A 13,473-nucleotide genomic window follows, 5' to 3' on the forward strand; every position below is an offset into this window, starting at 1 on the left:
GGTGCGGGCGTGGAGCACGGCGGTCAGCCGGACGGGACGTCCGACGGTCGGGCGCGGGGCGAGCTGTCGCCCCGGACGGCCCGCAGGCTGTGGTGGGGATCGGCGGGGGCGGTGCTCGCCGTCCTCGGCACTCCGGTGCTCGTCGCGGGCACGGACCACGAGCGGCGGCTGCCCTTCGCCGTGGTCCTGGTCCTCGCCCAGGCCGGTGCCCTGCGGTGGCAGTCGCGCTTCCCGGCCCTCGTGCTGGCGGCGACCGCGGTGACGGGGCTCGCGGTGTGGGGGCTGCTGCCCGAGGTGACCTTGACGGGAGCGTTGTTCGCGGCGCAGATCTCGTTGTGCGTGCTGTCGGCCACCGGGACGCGGCGGGCGTCGGCGCGGGCGCTGGCGGCGATGTGCCTGCCCGCACCGCTGGCGTTCGGTGCGGGCGGTCCCGCGGGACTGGCGGTGTATCTGCTGACGGTGGCCCTGGCGTGGACCGCGGGTCAGTGGCGCCGGGCGCAGCGGGAACGGACGAGGGCGGAGATGCGCCGGGCCGTGGTGGAGGAGCGGGCGCGGATCGCCCGCGAGGTGCACGACGTCGTGGCGCACACCCTGTCGGTGATGGTCGTGCAGGCGGGGGCCGCCGACGACGTGTTCGGCGACCGGCCCGACCAGGCGCGTGAGGCACTGCGGGCCATCGAGACGGGCGCCCGCTCGGCCCTCGGCGAACTGCGCCTGCTGCTGCGGGCGTTCAGGCCCGAGGCGGAGGAGGCGGCGGACCTGGCCGGGGAACGGTGGGAGACGGCCGGGTCCGGGGAGCGACGAGAGGCCGGGCCCTCGCTCGCCCGCCTCGACGAACTGGCGGACACCGTGCGCGCGACCGGGATGACCGTGCGCGTGCACCGCGAGGGCGTCACCGAGGGACTGCCGGCCGCGGTGGACCTGGCGGCGTACCGGATCGTCCAGGAGGCCCTCACCAACGCGCTGCGGCACGCGGCCGGCGCTGACGAGGTGCGGGTGCGCGTGATCGCCGAGGAGGAGTGCGTGAGGATCACGGTGACCGACAACGGGAGTACGGCGCCGGGTGGTTCGGCGCTGGGGGCGGGACGGGGCCTGGTGGGGATGAGGGAGCGCGCCCGGCTCGTGGGCGGCGGCCTGCGCTCCGGTCCGCGGGCCGGGGGCGGCTTCGAGGTGGCGGCGTGGCTGCCGGTGGAGCGGGCGTCATGACCCTGCGGGTGGTGGTGGCCGACGACCAGGCCCTGGTGCGTACCGGGTTCCGCATGATCATCGACGCCCGCGACGACCTGGAGGTGGTCGGTGACGCCGGCGACGGCCTGGAGGCGGTGCGGCTGACGCGGGAACTGGCGCCCGACGTGGTGCTGATGGACGTACGCATGCCCGTCCTTGACGGTATCGAGGCGACCCGGCGGATCGTGGAGTCGGGCGTCGCCGCCCGGGTGCTGGTGCTGACCACGTGGGACGTGGACGCGCATGTGGTCGCCGCCCTGCGGGCCGGGGCGAGCGGCTTCCTGCTGAAGGACATCCGTCCCGCCGAGCTCGTCGACGCGATCCGGGTGACCGCGCGCGGCGACGCGCTGCTGGCGCCGGCCGTACTGGGCCGCGTCCTCGACCGTTTCCTGCGCACCGCGCCCGACGCGGCACCGCCGCCCTCCTTGACCGGCCTGACCGGCCGTGAGCGGGAGGTGCTCACCCTGATCGGGCAGGCGTTGTCGAACGCGGAGATCGCCGGACGGCTGGGGCTGTCGGAGGCGACCGTCAAGAACCATGTGACCTCGGTGCTGCGCAAGCTGGGACTGCGCGACCGTGTGCAGGCCGTCGTCGCCGCCTACGACCACGGTCTCGTGCGCCCGCGTCGCCCCTGACCCCGTCCTCCTCCTCAGGGAGGAGACCGGGCGGCGGTCCTCCCGTGCTCCCGGTGCCGGGCCCTCCGCGCGGCCGATCCGCGGCCCGGTAGGGCGGTCCTACGGTCGGGAGGTGACCGACGACCTGGCCTCCCTCATGTATCTGCTCGCCCACGACGACACGGCCGAGGGCCCCTTCGACCGTTCCCGCACGGCACTGCTGGTCCGTGCCGCCGCCCTGGCCGACCTCGCGTCGCGCGGCCGGCTCGCGGAGGCGGACGGCGAGGTCACCGTGTCCGGCACGGAACCGACCGGCGATCCCGTCCTGGACGGCGTCCTGCGTGACGCGGCCGGCGGGCACGGCTGGAAGCACCTGGTGCGCCGGCGTCGCCGGGGCACCCTGACCGAGGTGGAGGACCGGCTCGCCGCGGCGGGGCTGCTCACCGTGGAGGCGCCCCGCACCCGCCTCGGCGCCCGGCGGCTGGCCGTGTCCGACCCCGCCGTGCCCGCCGCGCTCCACGCGCGCGTGTCCACCGCGCTGCGCGCGACCGCCCCCGTGCGGGAGATCCCGGCCGCCGACGCCGTCCTGCTGGCGCTGGCCGCGGCCGGCGGCGTCCGCTCTGTCGTGTCACGGCGGGACCAGAAGACCTTCCGGGCCCGTATCGACGCCTGCACGAGGACACTCGGCGCCCTCGCTCCCGGCCTGGAGAAGGCCGTACGAGCCCTGCCGACGACCATGATCGCCGCACAGGGCGGCATGGGCGGCGGCTGACCGAACGGGGAGACGATGACCACCCACACCCACCGCGTCCTGGCCACCCTCCTGGGCTGCGCCCTGACCGCCACGCTCACGACGGCCGCCGCGACTCCTGCTGCGACCTCGCCTCCCGCGTCGACGACCACAGCTACAGCCTCGGCCTCGGCGACCGTGCACACCCGCGACGGGATCGTGCGCGGGTCCGTCCGCGCCGGATACCGCACCTACGAGGGCATCCCCTACGCCGCGCCCCCGGTCGGCCGGCTGCGCTGGGCCCCGCCCCGCCGGCCGGTCCCCTGGCCCGGGGTACGGGACGCGACCCGGCCCGCGAGCGCCTGCCCGCAGCCGGCCGGTGAGGTGCCCGGGGGCAGCACCGACGAGGACTGCCTCCACCTCGACGTCACGACGCCCGAGGGCGCCGGACCGGACCGGCCCCGGCCCGTGATCGTGTGGCTGCACGGCGGCGGCTTCACCACCGGAGCGGCCGCCTCGTACGACGCCCACCGCATGGCGCCCCGTGGCGACGTCGTGGTCGTCACCGTCGACCACCGCCTCGGCGCCCTGGGTTTCCTCGCGCACGACCGCCTGCCCGGCTCCGGCACCTTCGGCCTGGCGGACCAGCAGGCGGCACTGCGCTGGGTCCGCGCCGAGATCGGCTCCTTCGGCGGCGACGCGCACAACGTGACGCTGGCCGGCGAGTCGGCGGGCGGCTACAGCGTCTGCGCCCAGTTGGCCTCACCCGCCGCCGCGGGGCTCTTCGACCGGGCGATCATCCAGAGCGGTCCGTGCACCGGCCGCCCCGACCGGCCGTTCGCCCCGTACTCCGTGCCCCTGTCCACGGCACGCGCCGCGGGCGCCGGTCTCGCGGCCGAGGTCGGCTGCGGCTCCGCCCGCGACGCCCTGGCGTGTCTGCGGCAGGTGCCCGTGACCCGGCTGCTCGCGGCCCAGGCCGCCGACCAACAGCCCTCCTACGCGACCCCGTTGCTGCCCTCCGACCCCGCGGCGGCGGTCACCGCCGGCCGCTTCCACCACGTCCCCGTCCTGATCGGCAGCAATCATGACGAGGGCACCGGCTGGGCCGCCGGGATCATCGAGGCGGGCAACCCCGTGACGCCCGACGCCTGGCCCGACGTCGTGGGCGCCTTCTTCCCCTCCCCAGGGCAGGCCGAGGCGATCGTCCACGCGTACCCGGTGCACCGCACCGACGGGGGCCCGGTGTTCGGCGCGGTCATCGGCGACGCCGACTTCGCCTGCCCCACCGCGGCCACCGGCGAGCTGCTCTCCGCCCAAGTGCCCGTCTGGCGGTACGAGTTCGCCGACGAGCACGCTCCGCCGCTCACCTCGGGCACCCCGCCGTTCCCGCTCGGCGCACCGCACGCGAGCGAACTGCCGTACCTCTTCGACCTGGGCGGCCGCCCCCGCGAGCTGACCGCGGCACAGCACCGGCTCGCCGACACCATGATCGGTTACTGGACCCGCTTCGCCCGCACCGGCGACCCCGCCGGTCCGTCGTCGCCCCGCTGGTCCCGGCGCACGGTGCTGTCGCTGGCACCGGACCGCGTCGTCCCGACCCGCACCGCGCGGCTCCGCCATCACTGCGCGTTCTGGGACGCGCTCAACGGCTGAGCCACTTGACTTCGTACGCCTGCATGTCGAACCGCTTCCCGTCGACCTCCGCGCTGATCCTCCGGTCGAGCGTGTTGACCACCAGGACCGTGCTGTCGGTGGCGAGGACGCGGACGTTGGGCACGTCGTCGACGGCGACGGGGACGGTCGTGAAGGCGGTCCCCGGCGGGAACGCCCTGCCGAAGCGGCTGAGGAGGTCGTACATCGGCAGGGGCTGCCCGCCGCCCCTGCCGCTCGTCGGCGTCCAGAGGCAGCCCGCGCAGTCCGTGCCCTTCTCGTTCTCGGGGTTCCAGTAGAAGGCGGACGTGGTGCCGCCCCTGGCCAGCGCGATCATTCCGGCGGCCTGCACGGCGACCCGGCGGCTCTCGGACCAGCCCTCGCGTTCGTCCCGGCCGTCGGCGGGCTCGACGTAGTACTCGGCCCACCACAGCGGCAGTTCGCCGGTCCGCTGCCGCACCCACCTGCTCACCGCCGTGAACTTGTCGGTGGCCGCGAACTCGTTCGGCAGCAGCTCGTCGTCGTTGGTGTAGCTGGAGCCGTCCACGACCACGAAGTCGGCGCCGGCCTTGTTCCTGTTCCAGTAGTCGAAGGCGTCGAGGATGCGCTGGTCCATCGCGCCCCAGGGGCCCTTGAAGCTCGCGGAGGCGTCCGGGGAGCGTGGGTCGACGCTGTCCATCACGAGGTAGGGGCCGCCCACCATGATCCTGGGGTCGACCTTCTTCAGCGCCTTGTAGACCAGGTTGTAGAGCCGGGTGTACCCCTCGTAGTCCCAGCGGGCCTCCGCGTCGTTCCAGAAGCCCTTGAACTCGTTCCACACGATGAAGTGGCGCACGTCCGGATAGCGTTTGGCGACGGTCGCGGCGAGCGCGGCGTAGTCCGCGAAGTGCGCGGGCTCCGGCGCGGTCTCCAGCGACGCCTTGCTCCAGTCGGTGTTGCCGACGCCCGCCTCGCCGCCCTTCATCCAGTCCGGCGCGCAGCACAGGGTGATGGTCGGGGTGGAGCCGGAGGCGCGCACGAAGTCGACGCGCCGGTCCAGGTCCTCGAAGTCGTAACGCCCCTTGACCGGCTCGGGGTTGTCGGCGCCCCAGCCCATGATGTGCTGGTTCTGCGGGAGCCCGCCGCCATCCCTGAGTCGCTGTTCCACCCGCTTGACGGCCGTGGGGCTGCCCTCGTCGGCGCTGAACTGGGTGTGGGTGAAGCCCCAGCCGACGTCCGGGGTGTCCGCGTCCGGCGTGGTCGTCGGAGTGCCGTGCACCTTGTCGCCGTTGCGTGAGGTGCCGTCGGTGCTCGCGCCGCTGCCCGGAAGCGTGTTGAGGAGGGTCACGACCAGTGCCAGAGCCGCCGCGCCCACACCGAGCAGTGCGGTGAGCCGCCACCGCCGTGCCCCCGAGTTCCACTCATGACGTCCCATCGGAGGCCACGGTATCCGCGAACACACCGGTGCGGGCAGATGCCGGAGATGCACAGATCTGTAACAGGACGTACGGGACAGAGCGGAAGCACGGGACACGCGCGACACACCCGACGCACCACGGAAACCGGATGCGTGGGGAGGACTCGTGCCGGATCATGGGCGGCATGTCTGCGAACCCACACGACGCGCTGCCGATCCGGCTCAACGTCGACGACAGCGACTCGCCGTCCGACGTCGTCGACGCGCTGTTCCTCGGCCGCTTCGCGACGGGCGAGCAGCCGTACTCGCACGCGGCCAACATCGACCGGGTCCGCTCCGGGGCCACGCTGCTGCCGCCGGGCGCCCGGGTGCTGCGCGTCGCCCGCGACGACGACCGCAGCGCGACGCTCGCCGAGGGCGACGGCTGGACCCTGCTCATCTCCCGCTGGAACCGCGGCGCCGACGTCACCGTCACGGCGACCGACGCCGAACTGGCCAAGAAGGTCCTCGACCAGGCCACCGACGGGGCGGCCGACGAGCCGGAACCCCAGCCGGAGAACGTGACGATGGGCTTCTGGTACGTCTCCCCCAGGCGCGGCCCGCACCGCACGACCCGGCAGATCTCCGCGGGCACCTGGGAGGAGGTGCGGGAGAACTACACGGCACCGGTCGCGGACGCGATGGACAGCCTGATGAAGACGACCCCGGAGGACATCGCGGGCCGGCTGCTCCTGCTGCACGGCCCGCCGGGCACCGGCAAGACCTCCGCCCTGCGCACGCTCGCCCGTTCCTGGCGGGACTGGTGCCAGGTGGACTGCGTTCTGGACCCGGAGCGGCTGTTCTCCGACGTCGGCTATCTGATGGACATCGCGATCGGCGAGGAGGACGCCACGGGCAAGGGCCGCTGGCGGCTGCTGCTCCTGGAGGACTGCGACGAGCTGATCCGCGGCGAGGCCAAGCACACGGCGGGCCAGGCCCTGTCGCGGCTGCTGAACCTGACCGACGGCCTGCTCGGCCAGGGCCGCAACGTCCTGGTGGGTGTCACCACCAACGAGGACCTGGAGCGCCTGCACCCCGCCGTGGTCCGCCCCGGCCGCTGTCTGGCCCGGATCGAGGTGGGCCCGCTGACCCGGCGGGAGGCGGTGGGCTGGCTCGGCACCGAGGAGGGTGTGGGTCGCGAGGGAGCGACCCTGGCGGAGCTGTACGCGCTGCGCCGGGGGACGTCACCGACGGCGGTGCCGGAGCCGCGGCCCGGGGCGGACGCGGGGCTGTACCTGTAGTGCTTTGATGGGTGTATGACCCTGTTCGTCGGCACGTCGGGGTGGCAGTACAAGGACTGGCGGGGCGTCCTGTACCCCGACGGTGTCCCCGTGCGGCTCTGGCTCGAGGAGTACACGGCGCACTTCCCGACGGTCGAGATCAACAACGCGTTCTACCGGCTGCCGTCGCGGGAGACCTTCGAGGCGTGGCGGCAGCGGGTGCCCGGGGACTTCGTCGTGGCGGTGAAGGCGAGCCGGTACCTGACCCACATCAAGCGGTTGAAGGACCCGAAGGAGCCGGTGCACCGGTTGATGAGCCACGCGGAGGGGCTGGGCGACCGACTGGGCCCGGTGCTGCTGCAGTTGCCCCCGACGCTGCGCGCCGACACGGAACTGCTGGACGCCTGCCTGGCCTGTTTCCCCGCCTCGGTCCGGGTCGCGGTCGAGCCCCGGCACACGTCCTGGTGGACGCCCGCGACCCGCGAGGTGCTGGAGACCCGGGGGGCGGCCCTGTGCTGGGCCGACGTACGGGCCCGTCCGGTGACCCCGCTGTGGCGCACCACCGACTGGGGGTACGTCCGCCTCCACGAGGGCCGGGCACAGGCGTGGCCGCACTACGGCAGACGGTCCCTGCAGACCTGGGCCGAGCGGATCGGACGGACCTGGACCGGGGGCGAGGACGTGTACGTGTACTTCAACAACGACCCGAACGGCGCGGCCGTACGCAACGCGAAACTGTTCACGACCCTGACCGTGACTGCCGACGCGGACCGTTCTACGGGCAAGGGCCCCGCGTCGCCCTGACCGTGGCCCGACACCGGAGCGAACTTCTACGGGCGCGAGCCCCACGTCACCCCGACCGTGGGCCCGGCGCCGGAGCAAATGTTCTGCGAGCGAGGCGTCCCCTGACCACGGGCCCTGCGCCGACCCCGTCCGCGCCACGGGCCTGAGCCCCGCGTCCCCTGATCACGGACCCTGTGCCAGCCCCGACCGCGCGACGGGCGTGAACCCCACGTCACCCTGACCACGGCCCCTGCGCCAACCGCGACCGCGCCACGGGCCTGAGCCCACGTCCCCCCGACCACCGGCCCCACGCCAACCCCGCCCCCGCCACGCGCGCAAGCCCCACGTCGCCCCGACCGTGCTGCCGGCGTGGGCCCCGTGTCAGTCCCGGCCGAAGCCCGCCCGCAGGGCGTCCCGTACGGTCGCCAGGGCCTCGCCCTCGGTCAGCCCCAGCCGCCGCACGCGCTCGACGTAGGTCTGAGCAGCCGACGCCGCCTCCCGCTCAGCGGCCGAGCCGGCGGCGGCCACGAACGTGCCGTTGCGCCCCCGCGTCTCGATCACCCCGTCGCCCTCCAGCGCCCGGTACGCCTTGGCGACGGTGTTGGCGGCGAGCCCGAGCGACTCGGCGAGCCCGCGCACGGTCGGCAGCCGGTACCCCACCGGCAGCACCCCCGCCCGCGCCTGCTCGGAGATCTGCACCCGCACCTGCTCGTACGGCGGCGCACTGTCGTCGATGTGGATCTTCAAGGTCACGAGCCGATTGTCCCGCACCCGCCGGAAAATGAGAGGCACCCGAGCGGGCACCCCACGTAACGTGCGCCTTCATGACCGTGATCGTGCGCGACCTGCGCCCCCAGGACCCGGCCGACGTCGAGAGCTTCGCCCACGTCCGTCATCTGGCCCTCCCGTACGTGCTGTGGACCCCGGCCGGCGTGCTGCACCGTCTCGTCCACACCCACCCGGACGCGCACTACGCCTCCCTGGTGGCCGAGGAGGACGGCGAGGTGATCGGCACGGCCCAGGTCGGCATCGCCCACGACAGCCCGGAACCGGGCCAGGGCTACCTGAACATCTACGTACGCCCGGACCGCACCCGGCGCGGCGCCGGCGCCCTCCTCGTCCGCACCGCCGAGGAGCACCTGGCGGCGCACGGGGCGACCAGGCTGTTCTCCTGGGTCCTGGACGAGCCGCAGAACCGGGTGTTCGCCGAGCGGCACGGCTACCGGCCCAGCCGCTCCGCGCACTTCCTGCGCCTGGACCTGGCGAACGCCCCGCTGCCCCCGTTCCCGCCCCTCCCCCCGGGTGTGGAGGTGCGCACGGCCGCCGACTTCGCGGACGACCCGCGGTTCTTCTTCGAGCTGGACGCGGAGACCTCGGGGGACGAGCCGAGCGACGTGGACACCGAACTCACCGACTACGAGGGGTGGATCGAGGAGAACTGGAAGCATCCCCTCCTTGACCATGCCCTGACGACGATCGCCCTCGTCGACGGCCGCCCGGCCGCCTTCAGCGCCGCCCACACCGACGGCGCCGGCCGCTACGCCACCGCCATGACCGGCACCGCCCGCGCCTTCCGCGGCCGCGGCCTCGCCAAGCTCGCCAAGAACGCCTCCCTGCACCGCGCCCGCGCCGCCGGCTGCACGGAGGCCCTCACCGGCAACGACGCCGCCAACGAAGCCATGCTCGCGATCAACAAGTGGTTCGGATACGAGATCTGCGCCACGGAGGTACGTCATGTCCGCGAACTCACCTGAGCCCCTGGGCCGTGTGGACGTCGTCCTGCTCAAGGCGGGCCGCACGAAGATCCGTTACGCGGCCGAGCTCCTCACCGACGACGGCACCCGCCTCACGGTCCGGGCCCCCTGGGCGGGAGAGGGCGTCCGCGACTTCGGCTTCGTCCGCTTCGAGCCGGGTGACGTGTTCACCGAGCACTACTGGCGGGACCGCTGGTACTCCGTGAAGGAGGTCCGCACTTCCGACGGCACCCTGAAGGGCTGGTACTGCGACATCACCCGGCCCGCGACCCTGAAGGGCGCCGAGCTGGTCGTGGAGGACCTGGACCTCGACCTGTGGGTCTCGGCGGACGGCGAGGACGTCCTGCGCCTGGACGAGGACGAGTTCGAGGAGAGCGGCCTGGCGGAGAGGGACCCGGAGGCAGCGTCAGCGGCGACGAGGGCCCTGGACGAGTTGGCGGCGCTGGCCCACGCCTCCAGGGGCGCGGGGAACTGCGCGACCAGCAACGACGAAGCCGCAGCCGACACACCGCACTGGCTCGCGGGCACCTAGTCGCTCCTGTCGCTCCTGACCACCACCGCGTACCGCTCGTCGTCCACGTCCTTCCCCCACAACGAGGAGTCCTGCGACAGCCGCTCCACCCCCACCCGCCCACCGAGCGGCTGCACCAACCCGGACACCGTCTCGGCCGATATCCCGGCGGTGGCCCACACCCCCTCCACCAGCACCAGCCGGCCGCCCGGCCGCAGCAACCCCCACCACCACCGCAGCGCCCGCCCGGGATCCGGCAGCGCCCACAGCACATGCCGTACGAGGACGACGTCGAACCGCTGCTCCCCCACCGGCGGCGCCGCCGCGTCACCGACGAGGAACACCGCGTCACGGCCGGCGAGCTTCGCGCGGGCCAGCTCCACCATGGCCGGTGACCGGTCCACCCCGGTGACCCGGTGTCCCTGCTCGGCCGCGAGGAGCGACAGGCTGCCGGTCCCGCATCCGAGGTCGAGGACGTCGGACGCCCGCTCCGGGAGCCACTCCCGCAGCCGCCCGGCCCAGGCCGCGCGCACCTCGGGGTCCCGCAACCCGTGGTCGGGCTCCTCGTCGAAGGACGCGGCCTCGGCGTCCCAGTCCACGCCGTCCCCGCCCCCACCGTCACTGTTCTGCGTCATGCGCCCAAGAGTGACACCCGCCACTGACAGTCGAATCGTGACAACCGCCACTGACAGACCGGCGAGCGATGAGGAACTCTCCCCCAAAGGGTCTACCTCCGTGAGAACGCGGAACTCGGTAGGCACTGAAGGAGGCAGCCATGCGCCGCACCACCGTGCAGAAGCCCCTGAAGAGGACGGACGCCCGGCGACTCCCGGAGGAGGCCGACGAGCGCCCCGCGGGACGACCCGAGGTCCGCAAGGACGTCGCGCGGACCTGGTGGCCCGACGGCTGACGGCGGCAGGCATGCTCCGTGTCAGACCAGTCGCTTGCGGTAGTGGATGCGGTCGTAGGGCCCGTCCACGCGTCGTTCCACGACCTCGTAGCCGAACTTCGGATAGATCTTCTGGTTCTCCCACATCAGCGCGTTGGTGTAGAGCCTGACCTCGGGCAGCCCCCGGGCACGCGCGTGTGCCTCGACGAACCGCAGCAGCCGTCCGCCGACGCCCTGCCCCTGGGCGTCGGGCCGGACGGCGATGTTGTCGAGGTACAGGTGGTCCGGGTGCTCCTCGACCACCACGAGCCCGCTCACGGGGTCGCCCGTGACGTACACCCGCCCCGCGGCCACGTTCGCCGCGTGGTCCCGCTCCATGGGCTGCGGCACCTGCCCGATGCGCTCGATGTAGTGCTCGTACGCGGCGTCGGTGACGGCTTTCACGGCCGGTACGTCGGCCGCCCCGGCGCGTCGGATCTCCTCGTTCGTCATGGGCGCACGCTACCTACCTGATCTGCGTCTCAGCACTCCCTTAAGAGGGCCATAAAGATCGCCACGGGCCGTCACAGGCCGGGGATTTCAGGGTTTCTTTGATCCGGCACGCATCAGTACCGGTTCCGAGGAGATCCCCCATGCCCGCACGCCGCAAGGCCGCAGCCGTCGCCGCCGTCGGCCTCGCCCCGCTCGCCCTGACCGCGCTGGCCGCGGCGCCCGCGTCCGCGCACGGCTCGATGGGCGACCCGGTCAGCCGGGTCGCGCAGTGCTACGCGGAGGGTCCCGAGAGCCCGAGGTCCGACGCGTGCAGGGCGGCGGTCGCGGCGGGAGGCACCCAGGCGCTCTACGACTGGAACGGCATCCGCATCGGCGACGCGAACGGGCGGCACCAGGAGCTCATCCCGGACGGCAGGCTGTGCAGCGCGAACAACGACGAGTTCAAGGGGATCGACCTGGCCCGCGCCGACTGGCCGGCGACGAGCGTGAGCAGTGGGTCGTACACCTTCAAGTACCGCGTGACCGCCCCGCACAAGGGCACCTTCAAGGTGTACCTGACCAAGCCGGGCTACGACCCGACGCAGCCGCTGGGCTGGGACGACCTGGACCTGTCGAACCCGGTCGCGACGGCCACCGACCCGGTCGCCTCGGGCGGCTTCTACACGTTCTCCGGCACGCTCCCCGAGCGTTCGGGCCGACAGCTCCTGTACGCCGTCTGGCAGCGCTCGGACAGTCCGGAGGCGTTCTACTCCTGCTCGGACGTGACGTTCGGGGGCGGTGCCTCCGGTGGTTCGGCCGGCGGTACGACGCCTGCCCCGAGCGCCTCCGCGCCCTCCGAGGAGCAGATCGAGGACGGCACCGACAAGTCGACGATCGAGCACCACGGACACGGTGACGACGACGCCGGCACGTCGGCGGCACCGGTGGCCGCCGCGACCGAGAGCCTCCCCGCCAACGACGTACAGGCGGCGGGCAGTTCACAGCGTCTCGCCGAGACCGGCGGCGACAGCAGTACCTCGTACCTCGCGATGGGCGGCGCCGCCGTGCTCGCGGCCGGCGCGGCGATCCTGTTCGGCTCGGTGCGCCGGCGCGGGGCGAACGGCGGTGCACGGCACGGCCGTTGACGCACGAACTTCCGGGGCCTGACCGGCGGCTCAGGCCTGACAGGCCCCGGTTCTGCTCAACTCAGCGCGGACGCACAGGTGGTGGCGGTGGCGTGGGCCGGGTCGAGGGCGTTGGCCACCTCGTGGAAGGCGATCCGGTCGAACAGTCCGATCGCCACGTGCTCGGAGAGGTCGAGCGGACACAGGTCCTGGAGGAGGACGTTGCGGACCTCGGGCCCGCTGAGGAACTGGCTCCGGTACGGGGTCACCACCTCGTCGTACCTGGTGGCGAGGACGGTGTACCTGACCCCGGGGACGGTGTCGCCGCCCGCGTTGAGCTTGGTGAGGAAGGCGGAGCCGGCGACCTGGTCGGCGAGGGCGGGGGTGTTGGTGGTGAGGAAGTCCCCGACGCCCGGGAAGTAGGGCAGCAGGTTGGTGAGGCCGGACAGGGTGGTGCCGTGGTTGTCGGGGGCGATGCCGACCAGGGCGTTCACCTTGGCGGCCCCGCCGAGGAACTTGAGGTAGTAGCGGGGCATCAGGCCGCCCTGGGAGTGTCCGACGAGGTCGGTCTCGGTGGCGCCGGTGGCGGCGAGCACCTTGTCGACGAAGGTCCTCAGTTGCTCCGCCGACTTGTCGATGGGGCCGAGGCCGTGGACGAGGGGCACACCGGGGAGCTGGCCGTAGTCGAGGGAGAAGACGCAGTAGTCGCGGCTCTCCAGGTAGGGGGCGAGGGCCAGCCAGTTGTCGACGGAGTTGGCGAAGGTGCCGTGCACGAGGACGACGGGGCGGGGGTGGGCGGCGGAGGGCTTGCAGGAGTAGTCGTTCCATCCGCTGGTGGGGGCGCCGGCCGCCTGGGCGACTCCGGCGGCGGGGACGACGGCGACCGCGGCCGTCAGGAGCAGGGCGGTGAGGGGTCTGAGCAGTCGTTTCCAGGGCAGCATCGGGTGATCTCCTTGCGGCTCAAGGGGAAGGTGCGATGGCCGTACGCCCTGTGACCCGGATCACGAGGATGCTGTTCAATTCGAAAGTTACGGACGAGTAGTGCACTTGTGAAGTTACGCGTCA

At 73.2% G+C, this 13,473-nt stretch carries 15 protein-coding genes; 10 read left to right on the forward strand and 5 right to left on the reverse strand.

The annotated features are described in order from the left end of the window. Nucleotides 1–9: 9 nt before the first annotated feature. From ACZ66S_RS25395 to ACZ66S_RS25410, 4 genes are all read left to right on the forward strand, one after another. Nucleotides 10–1,206, forward strand: a complete 1,197-nt coding sequence (locus tag ACZ66S_RS25395) for a sensor histidine kinase (RefSeq protein ID WP_469903803.1) — start codon at nucleotides 10–12, stop codon at nucleotides 1,204–1,206. After that, nucleotides 1,203–1,862, forward strand: coding sequence for a response regulator (locus tag ACZ66S_RS25400; protein WP_469903804.1), 660 nt, complete (start codon nucleotides 1,203–1,205; stop codon nucleotides 1,860–1,862). Before ACZ66S_RS25395 ends, ACZ66S_RS25400 begins: the two co-directional genes overlap by 4 nt. Before the next feature lie 112 nt (nucleotides 1,863–1,974). Then, nucleotides 1,975–2,613, forward strand: coding sequence for a GPP34 family phosphoprotein (locus tag ACZ66S_RS25405; protein WP_469903805.1), 639 nt, complete (start codon nucleotides 1,975–1,977; stop codon nucleotides 2,611–2,613). A gap of 15 nt (nucleotides 2,614–2,628) precedes the next feature. Next, nucleotides 2,629–4,224 carry a carboxylesterase/lipase family protein gene (locus tag ACZ66S_RS25410; RefSeq protein WP_469903806.1) on the forward strand — a complete coding sequence of 532 codons (1,596 nt, stop codon included), beginning with the start codon at nucleotides 2,629–2,631 and terminating at the stop codon, nucleotides 4,222–4,224. On the opposite strand, the gene ACZ66S_RS25415 is transcribed toward ACZ66S_RS25410, so the two are convergent. Then, the gene (locus ACZ66S_RS25415; protein ID WP_469903807.1) at nucleotides 4,214–5,635 is read right to left on the reverse strand and encodes a GH39 family glycosyl hydrolase; all 1,422 of its coding nucleotides are present in this window, start codon (nucleotides 5,633–5,635) and stop codon (nucleotides 4,214–4,216) included. The two genes, ACZ66S_RS25410 and ACZ66S_RS25415, sit on opposite strands and share 11 nt — an antisense overlap. 167 nt (nucleotides 5,636–5,802) lie before the next feature. Here ACZ66S_RS25415 and ACZ66S_RS25420 point away from each other — a divergent pair, with 167 nt between their 5' ends. Both ACZ66S_RS25420 and ACZ66S_RS25425 read left to right on the forward strand, forming a co-directional pair. Next, nucleotides 5,803–6,897, forward strand: a complete 1,095-nt coding sequence (locus ACZ66S_RS25420) for a DUF5925 domain-containing protein (RefSeq protein ID WP_469903808.1) — start codon at nucleotides 5,803–5,805, stop codon at nucleotides 6,895–6,897. Between the two features lie 15 nt (nucleotides 6,898–6,912). Continuing rightward, nucleotides 6,913–7,680 (forward strand): DUF72 domain-containing protein, encoded by a 768-nt coding sequence (locus tag ACZ66S_RS25425; RefSeq protein ID WP_469903809.1) that lies wholly within the window; start codon nucleotides 6,913–6,915, stop codon nucleotides 7,678–7,680. Between the two features lie 360 nt (nucleotides 7,681–8,040). Here the strand turns inward: ACZ66S_RS25425 and ACZ66S_RS25430 are convergent, their stop codons facing one another. Beyond that, a complete protein-coding gene (locus ACZ66S_RS25430) occupies nucleotides 8,041–8,412 on the reverse strand; it encodes a GntR family transcriptional regulator (protein WP_469903810.1) in 372 nt (123 codons plus the stop codon). A 71-nt stretch (nucleotides 8,413–8,483) separates the two neighbouring features. On the opposite strand from ACZ66S_RS25430, the gene ACZ66S_RS25435 reads away from it, so the two are divergent. Further along, nucleotides 8,484–9,413: a GNAT family N-acetyltransferase gene (locus ACZ66S_RS25435; RefSeq protein WP_469903811.1), complete on the forward strand. Its 930-nt coding sequence runs from the start codon at nucleotides 8,484–8,486 to the stop codon at nucleotides 9,411–9,413. Beyond that, nucleotides 9,394–9,945 carry a ribonuclease FAU-1 family protein gene (locus ACZ66S_RS25440; protein WP_469903812.1) on the forward strand — a complete coding sequence of 184 codons (552 nt, stop codon included), beginning with the start codon at nucleotides 9,394–9,396 and terminating at the stop codon, nucleotides 9,943–9,945. The genes ACZ66S_RS25435 and ACZ66S_RS25440 overlap by 20 nt, the downstream gene beginning before the upstream one ends. Here ACZ66S_RS25440 and ACZ66S_RS25445 read toward each other — a convergent pair. Continuing rightward, a complete protein-coding gene (locus ACZ66S_RS25445) occupies nucleotides 9,942–10,559 on the reverse strand; it encodes a class I SAM-dependent methyltransferase (protein WP_469903813.1) in 618 nt (205 codons plus the stop codon). The two genes, ACZ66S_RS25440 and ACZ66S_RS25445, sit on opposite strands and share 4 nt — an antisense overlap. Before the next feature lie 140 nt (nucleotides 10,560–10,699). Here ACZ66S_RS25445 and ACZ66S_RS25450 point away from each other — a divergent pair, with 140 nt between their 5' ends. Further along, nucleotides 10,700–10,834, forward strand: coding sequence for a hypothetical protein (locus tag ACZ66S_RS25450; protein WP_469903814.1), 135 nt, complete (start codon nucleotides 10,700–10,702; stop codon nucleotides 10,832–10,834). A 21-nt stretch (nucleotides 10,835–10,855) separates the two neighbouring features. Here ACZ66S_RS25450 and ACZ66S_RS25455 read toward each other — a convergent pair whose 3' ends face one another. Next, nucleotides 10,856–11,305: a GNAT family N-acetyltransferase gene (locus ACZ66S_RS25455; protein ID WP_469903815.1), complete on the reverse strand. Its 450-nt coding sequence runs from the start codon at nucleotides 11,303–11,305 to the stop codon at nucleotides 10,856–10,858. Nucleotides 11,306–11,445: 140 nt separating this feature from the next. Between ACZ66S_RS25455 and ACZ66S_RS25460 the strand changes: the two genes are divergently transcribed. Further along, nucleotides 11,446–12,429, forward strand: a complete 984-nt coding sequence (locus ACZ66S_RS25460) for a lytic polysaccharide monooxygenase auxiliary activity family 9 protein (RefSeq protein ID WP_469903816.1) — start codon at nucleotides 11,446–11,448, stop codon at nucleotides 12,427–12,429. A 56-nt stretch (nucleotides 12,430–12,485) separates the two neighbouring features. Here the strand turns inward: ACZ66S_RS25460 and ACZ66S_RS25465 are convergent, their stop codons facing one another. Beyond that, nucleotides 12,486–13,349 carry an esterase/lipase family protein gene (locus tag ACZ66S_RS25465; protein WP_469903817.1) on the reverse strand — a complete coding sequence of 288 codons (864 nt, stop codon included), beginning with the start codon at nucleotides 13,347–13,349 and terminating at the stop codon, nucleotides 12,486–12,488. Nucleotides 13,350–13,473: the final 124 nt, after the last annotated feature.

It is taken from the genome of Streptomyces sp. NPDC107471 (genome assembly GCF_055582845.1).

Coding starts and splice junctions, on each gene's coding strand:
- ACZ66S_RS25445 (WP_469903813.1), bottom strand. CDS start 10,559: ATGACGCAGAACAGTGACGGTGGGGGCGGGGACGGCGTGGACTGGGAC.
- ACZ66S_RS25435 (WP_469903811.1), top strand. CDS start 8,484: ATGACCGTGATCGTGCGCGACCTGCGCCCCCAGGACCCGGCCGACGTC.
- ACZ66S_RS25425 (WP_469903809.1), top strand. CDS start 6,913: ATGACCCTGTTCGTCGGCACGTCGGGGTGGCAGTACAAGGACTGGCGG.
- ACZ66S_RS25410 (WP_469903806.1), top strand. CDS start 2,629: ATGACCACCCACACCCACCGCGTCCTGGCCACCCTCCTGGGCTGCGCC.
- ACZ66S_RS25415 (WP_469903807.1), bottom strand. CDS start 5,635: ATGGGACGTCATGAGTGGAACTCGGGGGCACGGCGGTGGCGGCTCACC.
- ACZ66S_RS25455 (WP_469903815.1), bottom strand. CDS start 11,305: ATGACGAACGAGGAGATCCGACGCGCCGGGGCGGCCGACGTACCGGCC.
- ACZ66S_RS25420 (WP_469903808.1), top strand. CDS start 5,803: ATGTCTGCGAACCCACACGACGCGCTGCCGATCCGGCTCAACGTCGAC.
- ACZ66S_RS25465 (WP_469903817.1), bottom strand. CDS start 13,349: ATGCTGCCCTGGAAACGACTGCTCAGACCCCTCACCGCCCTGCTCCTG.
- ACZ66S_RS25450 (WP_469903814.1), top strand. CDS start 10,700: ATGCGCCGCACCACCGTGCAGAAGCCCCTGAAGAGGACGGACGCCCGG.
- ACZ66S_RS25400 (WP_469903804.1), top strand. CDS start 1,203: ATGACCCTGCGGGTGGTGGTGGCCGACGACCAGGCCCTGGTGCGTACC.
- ACZ66S_RS25440 (WP_469903812.1), top strand. CDS start 9,394: ATGTCCGCGAACTCACCTGAGCCCCTGGGCCGTGTGGACGTCGTCCTG.
- ACZ66S_RS25460 (WP_469903816.1), top strand. CDS start 11,446: ATGCCCGCACGCCGCAAGGCCGCAGCCGTCGCCGCCGTCGGCCTCGCC.